Below are 15,797 nucleotides of genomic sequence, written 5' to 3' on the forward strand. Positions count from 1 at the left end.
ACAGCGATCGCCTCCATAGGGAAGAAGGCCGTACATCATGACTTTGTTTCAATTGACGGATAAATAACTATTTAGTCAGAGCAAATTTATGTCTACCAAAATTGTCAATCTGGTAGCACGCGATATTCGTTTCCCCACCTCCCGGACTCTCACAGGTTCGGATGCAACGAATAAATCACCTGACTACTCAGCCGCTTACGTGATTTTGCAAACAGACCATCCAGACGGTTTAGAAGGTCACGGTATGACTTTCACCATCGGCGAAGGGAACGATATCTGTGTCTTAGCCGAAAAGGATTTAAGCCATTTGGTTGTAGGACACACACTAGAGTCCTTTACAAAAAATATGGGCGAATTCTGGCGACATATTACCAGCGATAGCCAACTACGCTGGTTGGGTCCAGAAAAAGGTGTGATTCATCTAGCGACAGCCGCGATAGTGAATGCAGTCTGGGATCTCTATGCCAAAGTCGAGGGTAAGCCACTCTGGAGGCTATTATCAGAGATGTCGCCAGAAGAACTTGTGCGCTGTTTAGACTTCCAATATATTACTGACATGATAACGCCAGAAGAGGCGCTATCAATTTTTCAAGACAAGTTTCCCACACGGAGCGATCGCATTCAAAAAATTCAACAATCGGGCTACCCAGCGTACACCTCAGCCGCAGGTTGGTTGGGCTACTCTGATGATAAACTGCGCTCTATTTGCCATGATGCTCTAGCCGAAGGTTGGCAGAATTTCAAAATTAAGATTGGCGGCGATTTAAAAGATGATTTTCGGCGTGCGGAAATCATTCGCTCGGAAGTTGGCTACGATTGCAAATTAATGATGGACGCTAATCAAGCTTGGGAAATTAGCGAAGCTATAGAAAACATCCAACAATTAGCCAAATATCAACCATTTTGGATTGAAGAACCAACCAGTCCTGATGATATTCAGGGATATGTGGAAATTGCCAAAGCGATTTCGCCAATCAAATTAGCAACTGGCGAACAATGCCAAAATAGCATCCTTTTCAAACAATTTATCCGTTCTGGTGGCATTCACTTTTGTCAGATTGATGCCTGTCGCTTGGGTGGCGTTAACGAAGTCCTAGCAGTGTTGTTAATGGCAGCAAAATTTGGTCTACCTATTTGTCCTCACGGCGGCGGAGTTGGACTACCGGAATACGTCCAACATCTATCCATCTTTGACTATATCTGTGTCAGTGGCACTCTCGAAAATCGTTTCATCGAATATGTCGAACATTTACACGAAAACTTTTTAGATCCAGTCACAATTCAAAACGGTCATTATATGCCACCCAGCAAACCCGGCTTCAGCATCCAGATGAAACCTGAATCTCTAGATAAATACGAATATCCCAAAGTCAAAGCCTGGCAATGAAAAAAGCTAAGTACAGCCTTGCATAAGTTCGCAGTGAATTCTCCGCGTACCTTTGCGCTTACCTCCGCGTACCTCTGCGTTTAAATTTCAACCTTCAATTCACAAATGAGTATGAGTCTCTCCCCAATGCCAGATGTAGGTGAGAAAAATCAATCTCAACATGAAAGAAAGCTTGCAAAAGAATTTTTACACTGTCACAAACTTGATGTAAATGCGACACCACGTTTAAAAAGCACTAAAGTCTTAGGAAATTAAACATGGCAACTACAGCATCCGACGTTCTCGTTGACACCCTCATTGATTGGGGTGTCGATACTATCTTTGGTATTCCTGGCGATGGTATTAACGGTGTCATGGAAGCATTGCGCCAGCGTCAGGACAAAATCCGCTTTATCCAGGTACGTCATGAAGAAGCAGCAGCTTTTATGGCTTGTGCCTACTCTAAATACACAGGTAAATTGGGTGTGTGTCTAGCAACATCAGGTCCGGGTGGTCTGCATCTGATTAATGGTCTTTATGACGCGAAAATGGATGGTCAATCAGTGTTGGCAATTACAGGTCAACACTTCCATGATTTAATTGATACTCACTCCCAGCAAGATGTAGACCTTGACAAAGTATTTATGGATGTTGCGGTCTATAATACTCGTGTCATGGGGCCTGACCATATCGAGACTATTGCAGATTTAGCTTGCCGTGCTGCTATCTCTAAACGTGGTGTAGCTCATATCACCTTTCCCATTGATTTCCAAACGGAGAAGGTGACAAGAAAGCATTCCATGCACAACGTTCTCCATCATACATCTGATGTGAGAGGTAGTAGCGCCCAACTGCCCGGTGAGCATGATTTATTGCGTGCGGTGGACATACTCAATGCTGGCAAGAAAATTGTGATTTTTGCTGGTCGCGGAGCTTTAAAGGCAACAGATGAATTAGAACAACTGGCACAAAAGCTAGGCGCACCAATTATCAAAGCAATGTTGGGTAAAGCAGCTGTACCAGATTTCAGTCCCTATACTACAGGTGGAATCGGTTTGACTGGAACTAAACCATCCCAAGATGCAATGGAGGACTGTGATACTTTATTTATGGTAGGTACATCCTTTCCTTACATGGAGTTTTTACCGAAGCCAGGACAAGCAAGAGGTATCCAGATTGACATTGAGCCTCTAAAAATTGGATTGCGTTATCCCGTCGAAGTGGGGTTAGTCGGTGATAGCCGTCGCATTTTACAAGCAATTCTCTCACTAGTGGAAGCTAAAGAGGATAAGAGCTTTTTAGAAAAGGCTCAATCTGGGATGAAAGATTGGTGGGAGTTAATGGAAGAAAGGGGTACGCGACAGGATAAGCCAATGAAACCTCAGGTGGTGGCGTGGGAGTTGGGCAAACGTTTATCTGACACGGCGATTGTTTCTGCTGATTCCGGTACAAATACGACTTGGTGGGCGCGGCAAATTCCTGCCAAGCGGGGTCAAATGCACTCAGTATCGGGAACTATGGCCTCAATGGCTTGCGGTTTGCCTTATGCGATCGCGGCTCAAGTCGCTTATCCTGAAAGACAATGCGTGGCTTTTGTTGGGGATGGTGGCTTCTCGATGTTAATGGCAGAGTTTTTAACTTGTGTTAAATATCAACTCCCCATTAAGATTGTCATCATCAAAAATAACTCCTTGGGTCAAATTAAATGGGAACAGATGGTGTTCTTGGGTAATCCAGAATATGCTTGCGAACTACAACCAATGGATTATGCTGCCTTTGCTCGTGCTTGCGGTGCAACTGGCTTCACCATTGATGATGCTGCAACTTGTGGTGATCTTCTTGATCAAGCACTGGCTACACCAGGTCCGGTAATAATTGAGGCAGTGGTTGATCCCCACGAGCCACCTTTACCTCCGAAAATTACCCTAAGTCAAGCCGCTAAGTTTACCGAATCTCTGATTCGGGGTGAGCCTAACCGTGAAAAGATTATCCTCACAGCTGTGTCAGATAAAGTGAGGGAGTTGATTTAGAAAAATGCTCCTCATCTCCCTCTCACCTTCATCCCCACTAATGTTGCCTTTGGTCGGGGAGAGGAAAACCATGTACTCTATATCACGTCTGGTAAAAGCCTTTATAAGATACAGACGATGCACACTGGTTATTATTTACCTTTAAAGCAACCAGCCGCATCATATTAATTTGTTAATTTGTATTCCAAAGATAGAGGTGTGGGCTGGTTTCGCCCTACTTCAGATGGAGTTATAGCTATGTGAAGATGATACATGATTAAGGTAAGCGATGCCTATGGTGAGCGATGCCTATGGCGAGCGATCGCTAAAACTGCGGCAAGTGTTCATACCCCTGTTGTTGCCATGCCAAATGGAAATGTGCAGGGTAGTCAAGTCTTAATCTGTAACTAATTTTGTGGGAGTCTCCAGAAAAATGCAACCCAAGCACGACCCAGAGACTGGATTAGCATTGAAGACATTTTTGCATGATAGGAGGCTTACCAAGATCAAAACTTAAAATCAGGAATTAATAATTATGACTGGAAATCAACAATCTTTAAATAAACGAGACGAAGTTATTGACCTAACTGAAAGTACACAACCTTTAGCTAAACATCAAGAGAATTTAGAGTCAGAGCAACATCAGGCTGAGTCGTCAGGTACAGGTGTCGGTGCTGGGATAGCTGGAGCAGCAATTGGTGGTGTAGTTGGTCGTCAAGTTGGCGGAACTATTGGTGCTGTCGCTGGTGCTGTCGCTGGTGCTTTAGTTGGTAAAGGTACATCTGAAGCTGTTAATAAAACTGTAGAAGGGATAGTTGATGCAGCCAAAAGTGTGGCTGAGGGTGTTACCGAAACTGTAGAAGGTGTCGGAGACAAAGTTAAAGATGTAGTTGGCAATGTGAATGAAACTGTAGAAGGTGTCGGAGAAGCAGTTCAAGATACAGCGCAAGATGTCAGACCTGCGATTAAGGATGTCGCTAGTTCTGTTAGAGATACAGTAGAAGATATCAGACCCGCGATCGCCGAGGGAGTTCAGGGTATTGCTGAAGAAGCCAGACCTGCGGTTAGAGATATCGCCAATTCTGTCAGAAATACAGTAGAAGATGTCAGACCAGAGATAGTAGATGTAGCCCATAAAGTGAAGGAAACTGTTGAAGAAAGTAAGCCTGCTGTAGTTGAAGGAGTGAAGAGTGCAGCACAAGAGGTCAGACCTGCTGTTAGAGATGTAGCAGACTCCGTTAGAGACACAGTTGCAGATGTCAAACCTGCCGTAGTAGAAATCATCAGAACTACAGCCAAGCAAGTTACACCTGCTGTTAAAGAGGTAGCAGACTCTGTAAGTGAGACAGTTGCAGATGTCAAACCTGCTATCAAAAATGTGGCAGATTCAACTAAGAATATTGTGGAAAATATTCAGCCGATGACTAAAGATGTAACAGAGTCTCGTCACGAAATTGTTGAGGATGCTAATTCTTCAGAATATAAGTTTACCCTTGATCAGTCTGATGCTCCCAATGCCGAACCACATTGGCATTTACAGAAAAACGAATAATCTGGTGGACTATAGCATTAATTTTGAGATGCAAATGGGTTTGTAGTCAAGATTTTAGGGCTTCAGTATTTAAAAACTAAAGTGCTGACTACAAGCCTATAAATAGAAAAGTTTTTGTTAATAACTGCTCAATTTAAGGGAGTCATGATTATGCAGAAAAATCAATCTCACAAACCAATCATAGATTACTGGCGTGTCTGGACTGATGAAGAAGGTGTAAGTCACCAGTCCCGTCATCAAATTGAGGACTTTGTGCAAAAAGGTATAGCACCGGATACCTCTCCTCAGTGGCTGTCTCAGTTGAAGCAATCTGGTGCTACAGTCACTTTTACTGTGTTACCTGTTGGATGGCTAGGAAAATGGCATGAAAACCCCAAGCCACAGTGGATTATCCCGTTGTCTGGACGCTGGTTTGTAGAGACTATGGACGGAAAGCGCGTAGAGATGGGTTGTGGTGAGATTTCATTTGGAGGAGACCAGGGAACAAAAGCAGACGCGCAAGACCATAAGGGTCATCTCTCTGGAACAGTAGGTGATGAGCCGGCTGTTTTGATGATGGTGCAATTTGAAGAAACTCCAAGTATGGAGTAGCCATACTATCTAGTTCAATGCGTAGGGAATGTATTCTGTAATAAATTCTTTATTGCTTCATTAATTAGTTTGATTTTTTGACAAGTTTTCTTCATCTATTGCCTAAATATTTTGTTGTAGTTGGTAGTAGCTAAATTTATCATCTATCACTTTTTGAGATATCAAGTTTTTGAATTAGGAGTATTTACAATGAAAGCAGTTGTCTTTCACGGAATCGGAGATATTAGATTAGATTGGGAAATCTTGATAATTATTCAAAGTTATCTCTTGTCTAAATTAGGTTAGCTATGCCATCTAAACTTTGTAGTCATTCTTATTTTTTAACGCCCCGATCATATCAACCTAATTATCCACTATTTGTATTTTTACCAGGAATGGATGAGACTGGTAAGGAACTGATGTATATTCAAACAGCAGGTTTAGAAGCTGCTTTTGATGTCCGTTGTTTCGTCATTCCACCTGATGATTTAACAAGTTGGGATGAAATGACAGACGAATTAGCAAGTTTGACTCAAATTGAACTCAAAAAAGTACCACGCTCATCTGTTTATCTCTGTGCTGAATCATTTGGTTGTTGCTTAGGAATAAAAGTTTTAGAAAGATTTCCTCAACTTTTTACAAAAATTATTTTAATTAATTCGGCTTCTTCATTTCATCGCGTACCTTGGTTAAATTTAGGTTCGCGGTTATTTCCTTATACACCAAATTTTTTTTATAAAATATCTTCATTTATATCTTTGCCCTGTTTAGCGAATTTAAATCGTATTTCTCCTGCTGCTAAAAAAGCTCTTTTAAACTCAACCCGTTCTGCACCAAAAGCAACTGCTAGTCAGCGTCTAACTTTGATGAGGGAATTTGAAATGAACGAAATGAAATTAACTCAAATTACTCAACCTGTTTTACTAATTGCTAGTAAAAATGACCGACTTTTACCTTCAGAAGCAGAGGCAATAAGGTTAAGTAATATTTTTCCTAATTTCCAAATCATCAATCTACCTCATAGTGGTCATGCCTGTTTAGTTGAAAAAGATGTGAATATTTATCAGATTTTAATGTCAGTTAATTTTATTTTTATGTAATGGTAAAACTACATATAGCGACCTGCAATTATAAGTCCCCCAACCTGCAATCATCATTTTCTCCAACGTGGTTGTTGAATTTAGTAATCCTTTAGCGTTCATAGTAAAAAAAATGAGTCAGATTCAAGAGTTACATAAACAGGCTATGGATTTAGCTGCTAATTTAGTAGGAGAACCAACTCGTTCAATATTATTAGGTTCAGTAATATTTCTACTGTCCAACGCATTGATTAGTCTGCAATCCCTTTTGGCTCGATGGTTTGCAGTATTTCTTCTCCCGATTTCTGACTCGAATCTATTTTTGCGTCATGTCTCATATTTTATGATATTGCGTGTCCCTCGCGGACTTTATTTTTTTCTCCTACCCCTACTTATTGAGCCGATACCTTTTTAAGTATTTCTGAAAATCTGTAATATAATTAAAACCAAGTTGTCAATCAATTTTTTAATGAAACGTCATTCCCAACTAAAACGCCGTTTAAGAAAGATAACTTTTATTACCATCATTACTTTCATATTTTTGACTCTAGTTGCCAGTAGTGACATTAACTACTATGAATCATTAGAAAATACGGCAGTAATAAATAATGTCAATACAATACCATCTACACCATTTATTCCCAATCAGCAATTAGACGAACAACAGCGGTTTCTAGCTACCATTACCAATCAAATAGCAAATCTTCCCCAACCTAATACATTTGAATATATCATCCTGCGTGCTTACGGTACAGTATTTATCAATCAACAACCAGAAATTAAACTACCACCAAAAGTTATCTTAGAGAATGAACAACAAACCCAAGAATATCAGGGTAATATGCGAGTAGATTTAGTAGAGGGAACTACAGAATGTTATTTACAAAAAGTTGCTGCTGAAGCTTTTAATAAAGCTAGACATTTGCAAAAAATTTCTCTTAAATCTGGATATTCTGGTGACTGTACGCGAAGTTTTGCTACCAATTTACGATTTTGGCAAAAATACACTAATAGTCAAACTTTATCACAAGTAAAACAAGGTAAAGAAACAAAAATTTTGGGTACAGTTGCACCTCCAGGAACTTCACAACATCTCTGGGGATTAGCGATTGATTTACGGGTATCTAGCGCAGCACAGAGACAAGCCTTAAATCAAAATGGTTGGTTTCAGACTGTCGAAAATGATCTTCCTCATTGGACTTATCTTGGTTGGAATGAAGAGGATTTACCTAAGTTTGGGTTGAGGAATAAAACTGTTAACGGTATTACCTATTGGGTGACACCACTTTAGATAATTATCGAATTAATGAATACGCATTTTTACTAATTAGTATTATCTAACTTCTACATAATAAAATTCAGAATTTTTACTAACTTCATCAGCAGTTTCTAGGTATGCTTGAATAGCATATTTCATCTTATCTAAAGCCTCTTGTTCCGTTTCTCCAACTGTCCAACATCCAGGTAAAGCAGGACACCAGATAGCATAGACTTTATCTATTTTATTTAACTTGACTTGATATCGCATATCTCAATCACCGCTATTATCTCTAATTCTATATTAATAATTAAGATCAAAAAGGATTGGTTGATACTGCACAATCTCACACCCTTGCTAACTATAGGTAGAAAAGGCAAATCTCAGGAAATTTAGATAATGATGATACAAAATTATGCAATTTAATATGATTATTTTCCTATTTGTAGTAGCGTCAAAATTTTAATTAGTTGATTGGCATCAACTAAGAATTTTGCATTCATTCATGTATACACCATCAAAGTATGATTAAGTATAGTGCAATTGTAAAACTTCGATTTATTAAAGTAGCAATGAGATAAGTAATTCGGTAGTAAAAATAATTTACTTTATCACCCACGATAAAAATGATTACAATAAAATAGTTACACACCTAACATTTGGAGTTTTGACAGTGGGCTTATTTGATGATTTAAGTCGGTTTTTAGAAGAACGTTTAGAAGAATTCTTGCGTAATAATCCCCATTTGGAATTAGAAATGCTGTTAGAACAGCTACGAGAGCAAGAAGAAGATACTTTAAAGTTGATTGCTGAGTTACAATTACAGGAGAAGCGATCGCAAGACGACATTCTCTCCACAGCCCAAGAAATCCAACGTTGGCACATTCGCGTACAAAAGGCCAAAGCCTCAGGTAGACAGGATTTAGCCACAGCAGCACAAGATAGAGAAGACGCACTTCTGCGCGAAGGAAATCAGCGTTGGGGACAAATGCAGGGTTTAAAAGAACGCATTATCCAATCTCAGGAACTTCTACGCAAAATTCAGCAGCGTCGTCAAGAAGTACAAGCTAAAGCCACTGAAGCACAGACAGCGCGTGCAAAGACTCAAACTCAGCAGCGTTTAGAAACCAATGCTTGGCAAACTTCACCTAATAGTTTTGACGATTTAGAAGATACATTTCAGCGTTGGGAAACTCAAGACGAGTTAGAACAAATGAAACGTAATTTAGGGAAATAATTCCAAAAATATGAAGGATGAAATTCCCATGAGACAATTTCATCTTTGATAATTTATATATAGCTGTTCTATTTTGTGTGTGGAAATTATTTTTGTTTAACGAACCACAGAGACGCAGAGGACACAGAGTAAATAAAGTCTGGTTTTTATGCATGATTTAGGATTGCTATATTATTGATAATTGCTTTTACATAAATAATTTTGTTAAATCAGGTACAGTTTTACGTTTGTCTTATTTTCATGACACTCAATTATTGAAAGATTATTTAATTTCTTTATTAAAGTTTTCTTTAATGATAAATTTTAGTTAGGATATTTCATCTGCTTTTGAGTTTTCCTTTCCGCAGCTATTGAGTATTATTGCTTTCGTATTTATTCCCCAGCCGTTTCAGATCATAACTGAGGAATGGAAAATAGTATCTTGTTAGACGTTTTAGCTACCTTGCAATTGTTGTTTGTAGGTTATATTCCTGCTGCTGTTCTGGGTCTGTTTATCGGTTTTATCATTGGTATTAATGGTATAGTTTATCAGCTATTTACGCGGATATTTCAAATACCCAATAGCATCCCTGCTATAGCATTTTTACCTCTGGCGCTCATTGTATTTAAAGAGAAAGAACCTTCCGCTGTGTTCGTTGTTTTTTTTGGTGTCTTCTGGTCAATTATCATTGAAACAGCAACAGGTATCCAACAATTTCGCAAACAAGATAATAACTTTCGTGTAGCTATCTATCATATATTCAAAGCTTTGAGAATTGGCCTTTGGATAGCTTGGTTTACAGTCATTGCCACAGAAATGCTCATCGGCTCAAAAGGGCTTGGCTTTTTGGCTTGGAATGCTTATAAAACTGGCAACGGTAAATACATTCTTGAGTGCATACTCTATATCGCTATTATTGGCGTTTTGTTAGATCAGTTGCTGGATTTCACTAGCTATATTCTCTCGCAAATGGTTACAGATAAAGGTAAAAAACAATCACCATAAATTTGATTTTCATAAATTATTTCATCTTGCGAATTGCACCTTGCCAATTAAGAGTTTGTTGTGCAGAACGTCCCCCTAAAGAACGAATTGCCACTAATTTAATGTCCACATTTGTACCCGATTGCAGCGCCTCTCTAGGAATTTTGAGCTTACCTAAAGCCAGGGTAAAACGGTTATAATCACGAGTTACAAGTGTGGATGGAATTTCTCCTTCATAGAAAGTTTGGTAGTCAAAAGAACCAGAAAAATTGTCTCTTGCCCGATATTTAACCCGAAATTGAGTATTAATTAAATCAGATTTTGCAGCTAAATCAACAATTTTCAAATTGAGGTTTTGTCCTGAATCAGCAAACTCAGCTACTGCTAACCGTGTCACCTCTTTTTTGGGAATTGCATAATTAACAGTAAACTCTGTCAATTTACCCTGATTTGTGGCATTACCATCAACCCACAAATCTTCAGGAAAAGTAACTTCTACTTGTTCACTGTTATTTAAATTTAATGTTGCAGTTTGATTAGCAAAGCTGGTAATGGGTTGTTTCTCTTGCCAAATTAATTTAAAAGTTCCTTCTAGCCGCTTTTCAAACTCTCGATATTCATCAGCAATTACAGAACCAACAGCTAACAGAGAATTTGCTCCTTGTCGCTGCTGCCATTTATTTTTGGAAAGGTTAAACTGTTTATTTGCTAATTCACCAATTGCTAATTTTAAAGTTGGTGTATCATCCTTCAAAGGTTCTTTGCTGTTAATTAGACTTAAACTTCCTAAGCGTCCTAGCTTACCGTCTTGACCATAACTACCATCACGTCCATCGCTGCCATCGTAACATCTGTAAACTTGATTAGTACACTTATAATTGGGACTACCGGGAGTTCCTGTGCAGGTTTTTATTTCCCAACTCCGACGACGACAGTTACAACCTGCTGTTCCTCTACCACCTTGTCCACCGCGTCCACCTTGTCCCCCAACAGCGCGAACAAAAATTTTCTTTAAATCAGCCAAATTGCTGTAATAGACGGTGAGAGAGCCACCATTACCCCCATCTCCACCTTTACCACCAGCACCACCAACACTACCATCTGGTGCATTGATGTTGTAGTTGACGTTTTCACGTTCTTCTCTACAGCGAGGTCGAGAACCACGTTCTCCGTCTTCCCCGTCTTCACCATCTTGACCCGACAAATCAAGATTTACAGGTGTACCATCAGCAGATATAGTTTGATTTTGACCACTGCGACCATCTCGACCAGCCCGTCCATTGCTTCCTCTATCTCCATCTCTATCATAGCGGTCGGCTATTTTATGGTCTTTTTCAGAGCGATTTGCTGGACATACAACCGCAGCAGAGGCAGGTAGAAAGTTAGTAAATAGGCAGAAAGTCAACAGGAGTGGCAATTTACTTTTAAAAGTTTTGTGCATTAAATTATACATTTAATTTTTACTTGCTATATGGAACTGCTATTTGTTATCTCGTTCCCAGTCTCTGACTGGGAATGCTATCACAGAGGCTCTGACTCTACTATCACGTTAAGGCAGAGCCTTCTAAAGTTCATTCCCATACAGAGTATAGGAACGAGAAAAAAGTTCATTCCCATACAGAACATGGGAACGAGAAAAGAATTTAGGATTGCTATACTACTGCTGACGCTGACTTTCTGTAATTTGCTCCCTAAATATACTGATGAAAACAAAAAAAGTGGCTCTGTAGATCACAGAACCACCAAAGTTTTTGTAAAACTAGTCTAAATTAGCGAGCTTGACCATGAGCAGAAACCGCATCAATGGGTTTCATCAAGTAAAGCTTTAATAACTGCCAACCATGAGATAGGTAAATTGGAGCTTTTTGGAAGAATTGCAGGAATTTCGGAGTGCCAGAGTTGGAAATTGCAGTCAATTTTTCGTTATTTTTGACACAAACATCCAAACGCTGATAAAACTCTGGATTTTCTACATCTAGCATCAGTGGGAAGACTCTACCTGCGGTTTCGTTAGTCTTCTTAATCACATGGATGTCATATTCTCTCGCATCTAAGCCCAGAGAAGCATAAAAATCTTTGCGCTGGATGTCATTGAGATACATTGTCGCAAACACTGACAACAGGAAGAACCGACTCCATAGTTTGGCTTTCCAGTCATTGAGCATTTGTGGCTGCGCTCTCATGACGGCATCAAAGAAATCGCCATGACGGTTTTCATCCTGACACCAATTCTCAAAGAAGCGGAAAATTGGGTAAATCCGGTCTTCAGGATGTTGTTCTAAATGGCGATAAATTGTGATATAGCGCCAATAACCAATCTTCTCAGAAAGATAAGTAGCGTAAAAGATGAATTTGGGCTTAAAGAAGGTATAACTACGGCTCTTGGTCAAAAACCCTAAATCTAAGGACAGATTAAAGTCTGACATTGCCTTGTTTAAAAACCCAGCATGACGCGCTTCATCTCGTGACATCAAGTTAAAACACTCAGCCAATAGAGGGCTTGTATCCTTCAAGCGCCGGCCGAGTTCTTTGTAGAGCAAAAAGCCGGAAAACTCTGCTGTACAGGAACGTTCGAGAAATTCAACGAACAATTGGCGAGTTTCCCCATCAATATGATCCCAGGATTGCTCAAATTCGGAATCTCGGACAAAGTGATGGCGGTTGTAGTCAACACGAAATTCTTCCAGGATGGCTTTTAGCTCGTCTTCGTTGACGGAAATATCCATCCGAGCCATTTCATCGAAATCCGTTGTGTAAAAGCGGGGTGTTAAGAGGCTTTCTTTTGACGGGACTTTAATCCCGGGACGCATTTCTTCAAAGCCTGGTTTTTTTAGGGAATCTACCATGTCTTGACTGCCATGAGTGTTTTTCTTAATTTTTGAGTACACCAGAAAGCCAAAGCTTATGCTCTCACAAGGTGCAGCTAAGGACAATAATTACATTATGTATAAAGTTCAGTCTACCAAGCAGTTGGCGGGAAAAAGGCAAATAAAATATTAAGAGTTGCAACAAAACTTTATTTGTTACGGAATTACTGGTTGAAAATCGTTAGTCAGCTTGAATATTCAGCTTTTACAGGACTTACGCAACTGGCACATTGGTAGGGTGTGGTTCGGCAAGCTCACCAACCACGTCAGATATCAACAATCTGTTTATTTGCAGGATTTATGCAGTAGTAAAGCACCCTACAACTGGTTGAAAATCGTTAGTCAGCTTGAATATTCAGCTTTTAGCATCCTGTCTGTAGTCATCATCTTGCACCATAAGGACAACTCCCCTCTTTCCTGTTCCCTGCTCACACAAACAAATAGAGCTACGGCAACAGCAATCAAATGGGATCATATTTGTCAAGACAGTCGCTACAAATCAAGACTTTTTTTGATTTGGACAAGGTATTGCTACTTATAGCAGGTGACTCTTAACAGGTGACAGGTGACAGTGCTAAAACTCTTTTGGTGTCTAAGTTTTAGCATTGGTTGATGTCCTAACCGCCTTGTCTGTTGCTATATAAAGTATTTTGAGTTGCAATCATGAATTTAAGCTCATACACAGCAGGACACTTGTGTGGGCACATGTTCGGACTTGTAGACGCAATAGTGGTTTACAAAAGTACGCAACGTGTAAGTCGCTCAAAAAATAAGGGTTGGGAAGATACTATGAAGATACTATTATTGATTTTCATCACCCGATTCACCAACTCTATCTCTATAGATAGATTTTTTTATTAAAACTAAAGCTTTATCTATGGATTTACTCTCTTCTATCTATCAAATTAATATTTTGATAAAAAAATCCGTGATATCCGCACTTACAATAATTACGATCAAATGCTATGTTGAGATTTACTAAATAATTTGGCGAAAAATATTTATTTTTTCATCAAATCCACTTCATAACTTTATCTCAAATTGAAATTAAAGTCAATTTACTAAAAAGCCTTATGTCCAACTTTAATTCATCACTTAATGCGTCTATTCAGGCGCATAAACAGCATTCATTCATAAAAAATTCTCGAAATGTGATGGAAATGCTAGTTGTAGAGGAAGTAGAAAAACAAATTCAATCCTTACCCTTAAAAACTGCCAATTACATTAAAGCATCGGAAGTAGTTGCTTATGCATTAAATCGCTTGCCATGTCTCTATGCTACTAGTAAACGAGGGTGGCAGAGGCAATGGCATTATGGCAAAACAGACTTGTACCAGAAAATTTCTACAGCTGTACGTCAGGGACTTGCAGCTGTACAACGAGATCCTCTCCGCATTAACGAGCCACTAAATTTTTTAGAAGATCAGGCTGCACAGACTGCTTTGGAAGGATTAAGAGTATTACTGCAACGTGAAGATATATCCTGGGAAAATCTCAACAAGGTGGTTGAGCAAACCTTACTTAACACGCTGAATGGGAATATAACTTGGCGCAATAGTCGTTCAGAAAATCAATCATTTGACTGGGATAAGCATCGACAATAAATATAAAATGCAGTAAGTTCTATCGCTAAAATGTGACTGAATTGCTTCACTAGCATTTAAGGCTAAATCAATATTTAGGGCTTGTTAACATTAGCTTCTAATATTTTGACCTGAGTTTGCAGTTCTTCCACTACTTTTAGATGAGATTGCTCTAACAAGTAACCTGCCCAAACAAAGCTACCAGATAACACAGTAGCTGCACCAATTAAAATACTCGTGAGCAATTTTACCTGGGAACGAAGATGTTTCACTTCGTAAGTTTGGTAAGTTTGATATTGAGTCTGGGAAAGAGAATTTAGATTGGTATCCTGATTTTGTCTGACTATTTCTACTTTTGCCGTTTCTACTATTTTGAACTCAATTTTGCTTCGCAGCCAATTAGCAATTAAGTCAGGGCAATTCTTCTTGAACCATTGCCAAGCAATCATCCTGAATGTCGATTTAGACATTTTGGAAATTACTTTTAGCGTTCTATTGAGAGTGTGAAACTGAACCTTTTGATTAATCAGGTTAGTTGCTCCTACATCGTAGAGACAGTTCAAGATCGACTTAATTGTAGTTTCCTCCCTCTCAATTAAATTTTCTAACAAGAGGAGAACATCTTGCATGAGTCTTTCTTCTCTTTCCTTTTCGGTGGACAGTTTTGTTAATTCATTTGAGGTTTTTACTGGATTAGACATTTTTGTATAAAAAAGTATTGTGCATTAAATATTTATCTATAATTATATCCATATACAAAAATATTGTAGGGTTTGCTGAGAAAGTCTTTTTGTGGAGGTAGGTGACTCTTAACAAGTGATATCATGTCCGACTAATCACTTGTCAAAAAAAATCTCCGCGTAAGAGCATCTCTCTGTCTTGAGCGTCAGTCTAAATGATAAGTATTCAACCGGACATGATATGACAGGTAACAGTTTCAAGAGTTGGATGGGAACAATTTTTCCTTTGAGTAGGAATTAAATGCCAGGTTTTTAAGTTCCCACCTTATCAAAGCTTACACTTTTTTTCCTGTTTATCAGTCTCAACCCTTTGATTTTTGTGGTTTTTGGTTTTATTTGGCTAACGCCACGCTACGCTATCAGCAACCCCTATTGTAAAACTTTACTGGAAATAGACCCACTGTAACAGGACTTACGCAACTGGCACATTGGTAGGGTGCGTCAGATATCAACAATCTGTTTATTTGCAAGATTTATGCAGTAGTAAAGCACCCTACAACAGATTTTTAGTGTGACACTTGCGTAAGTCCTATGTAAGCTACACCCTTGACCCATGTCCAAATCATACATTT

The 15,797-nt window shown here is 39.1% G+C and carries 16 protein-coding genes; 12 read left to right on the forward strand and 4 right to left on the reverse strand.

Going from position 1 to position 15,797, the window contains the following annotated elements; translation table 11 throughout:
• Window positions 1-88: 88 nt before the first annotated feature.
• From ANA7108_RS0116870 to ANA7108_RS0116910, 9 genes are all read left to right on the forward strand, one after another.
• Window positions 89-1,387, forward strand: a complete 1,299-nt coding sequence (locus ANA7108_RS0116870) for an L-fuconate dehydratase (protein ID WP_016951980.1) — start codon at window positions 89-91, stop codon at window positions 1,385-1,387.
• 111 nt (window positions 1,388-1,498) lie between these two features.
• The gene (locus ANA7108_RS30275; protein ID WP_158318369.1) at window positions 1,499-1,642 is read left to right on the forward strand and encodes a hypothetical protein; all 144 of its coding nucleotides are present in this window, start codon (window positions 1,499-1,501) and stop codon (window positions 1,640-1,642) included.
• 2 nt (window positions 1,643-1,644) lie between these two features.
• The gene (locus tag ANA7108_RS0116880; RefSeq protein WP_016951982.1) at window positions 1,645-3,396 is read left to right on the forward strand and encodes a thiamine pyrophosphate-dependent enzyme; all 1,752 of its coding nucleotides are present in this window, start codon (window positions 1,645-1,647) and stop codon (window positions 3,394-3,396) included.
• A 252-nt stretch (window positions 3,397-3,648) separates the two neighbouring features.
• Window positions 3,649-3,786, forward strand: coding sequence for a hypothetical protein (locus tag ANA7108_RS30280; RefSeq protein WP_158318370.1), 138 nt, complete (start codon window positions 3,649-3,651; stop codon window positions 3,784-3,786).
• A gap of 124 nt (window positions 3,787-3,910) precedes the next feature.
• Window positions 3,911-4,927 (forward strand): hypothetical protein, encoded by a 1,017-nt coding sequence (locus tag ANA7108_RS28245; protein ID WP_016951983.1) that lies wholly within the window; start codon window positions 3,911-3,913, stop codon window positions 4,925-4,927.
• Window positions 4,928-5,077: 150 nt separating this feature from the next.
• Entirely contained in the window at window positions 5,078-5,518 is a 441-nt protein-coding gene (locus ANA7108_RS0116890) for a hypothetical protein (RefSeq protein WP_016951984.1), read from the forward strand.
• A gap of 287 nt (window positions 5,519-5,805) precedes the next feature.
• On the forward strand, window positions 5,806-6,597 hold the full coding sequence (locus tag ANA7108_RS0116900; protein WP_016951986.1) for an alpha/beta fold hydrolase: 792 nt from the start codon (window positions 5,806-5,808) through the stop codon (window positions 6,595-6,597).
• Between the two features lie 112 nt (window positions 6,598-6,709).
• Window positions 6,710-6,991 (forward strand): hypothetical protein, encoded by a 282-nt coding sequence (locus tag ANA7108_RS29705; RefSeq protein ID WP_016951987.1) that lies wholly within the window; start codon window positions 6,710-6,712, stop codon window positions 6,989-6,991.
• Between the two features lie 54 nt (window positions 6,992-7,045).
• Window positions 7,046-7,867: a D-alanyl-D-alanine carboxypeptidase family protein gene (locus ANA7108_RS0116910; protein ID WP_016951988.1), complete on the forward strand. Its 822-nt coding sequence runs from the start codon at window positions 7,046-7,048 to the stop codon at window positions 7,865-7,867.
• 42 nt (window positions 7,868-7,909) lie between these two features.
• On the opposite strand, the gene ANA7108_RS0116915 is transcribed toward ANA7108_RS0116910, so the two are convergent.
• On the reverse strand, window positions 7,910-8,104 hold the full coding sequence (locus ANA7108_RS0116915; RefSeq protein WP_016951989.1) for a type II toxin-antitoxin system HicB family antitoxin: 195 nt from the start codon (window positions 8,102-8,104) through the stop codon (window positions 7,910-7,912).
• Between the two features lie 403 nt (window positions 8,105-8,507).
• Between ANA7108_RS0116915 and ANA7108_RS0116920 the strand changes: the two genes are divergently transcribed.
• Both ANA7108_RS0116920 and ANA7108_RS0116925 read left to right on the forward strand, forming a co-directional pair.
• Window positions 8,508-9,071: a TIGR04376 family protein gene (locus ANA7108_RS0116920; RefSeq protein WP_016951990.1), complete on the forward strand. Its 564-nt coding sequence runs from the start codon at window positions 8,508-8,510 to the stop codon at window positions 9,069-9,071.
• Between the two features lie 406 nt (window positions 9,072-9,477).
• Complete coding sequence (locus tag ANA7108_RS0116925) at window positions 9,478-10,056, forward strand: ABC transporter permease (RefSeq protein WP_016951991.1); 579 nt, start codon at window positions 9,478-9,480, stop codon at window positions 10,054-10,056.
• Between the two features lie 16 nt (window positions 10,057-10,072).
• On the opposite strand, the gene ANA7108_RS0116930 is transcribed toward ANA7108_RS0116925, so the two are convergent.
• Entirely contained in the window at window positions 10,073-11,476 is a 1,404-nt protein-coding gene (locus ANA7108_RS0116930; RefSeq protein ID WP_026104249.1) for a hypothetical protein, read from the reverse strand.
• A 328-nt stretch (window positions 11,477-11,804) separates the two neighbouring features.
• On the reverse strand, window positions 11,805-12,881 hold the full coding sequence (acsF, locus tag ANA7108_RS0116940) for a magnesium-protoporphyrin IX monomethyl ester (oxidative) cyclase (protein WP_016951994.1): 1,077 nt from the start codon (window positions 12,879-12,881) through the stop codon (window positions 11,805-11,807).
• A 1,094-nt stretch (window positions 12,882-13,975) separates the two neighbouring features.
• Here acsF and ANA7108_RS0116945 point away from each other — a divergent pair.
• On the forward strand, window positions 13,976-14,506 hold the full coding sequence (locus tag ANA7108_RS0116945) for a late competence development ComFB family protein (protein WP_026104250.1): 531 nt from the start codon (window positions 13,976-13,978) through the stop codon (window positions 14,504-14,506).
• Window positions 14,507-14,580: 74 nt separating this feature from the next.
• Here ANA7108_RS0116945 and ANA7108_RS0116950 read toward each other — a convergent pair whose 3' ends face one another.
• Entirely contained in the window at window positions 14,581-15,186 is a 606-nt protein-coding gene (locus ANA7108_RS0116950; RefSeq protein WP_016951996.1) for a hypothetical protein, read from the reverse strand.
• Window positions 15,187-15,797 lie beyond the last annotated feature (611 nt).

This window comes from Anabaena sp. PCC 7108 (genome assembly GCF_000332135.1).
In the GTDB taxonomy this organism is placed as follows: domain Bacteria; phylum Cyanobacteriota; class Cyanobacteriia; order Cyanobacteriales; family Nostocaceae; genus Anabaena.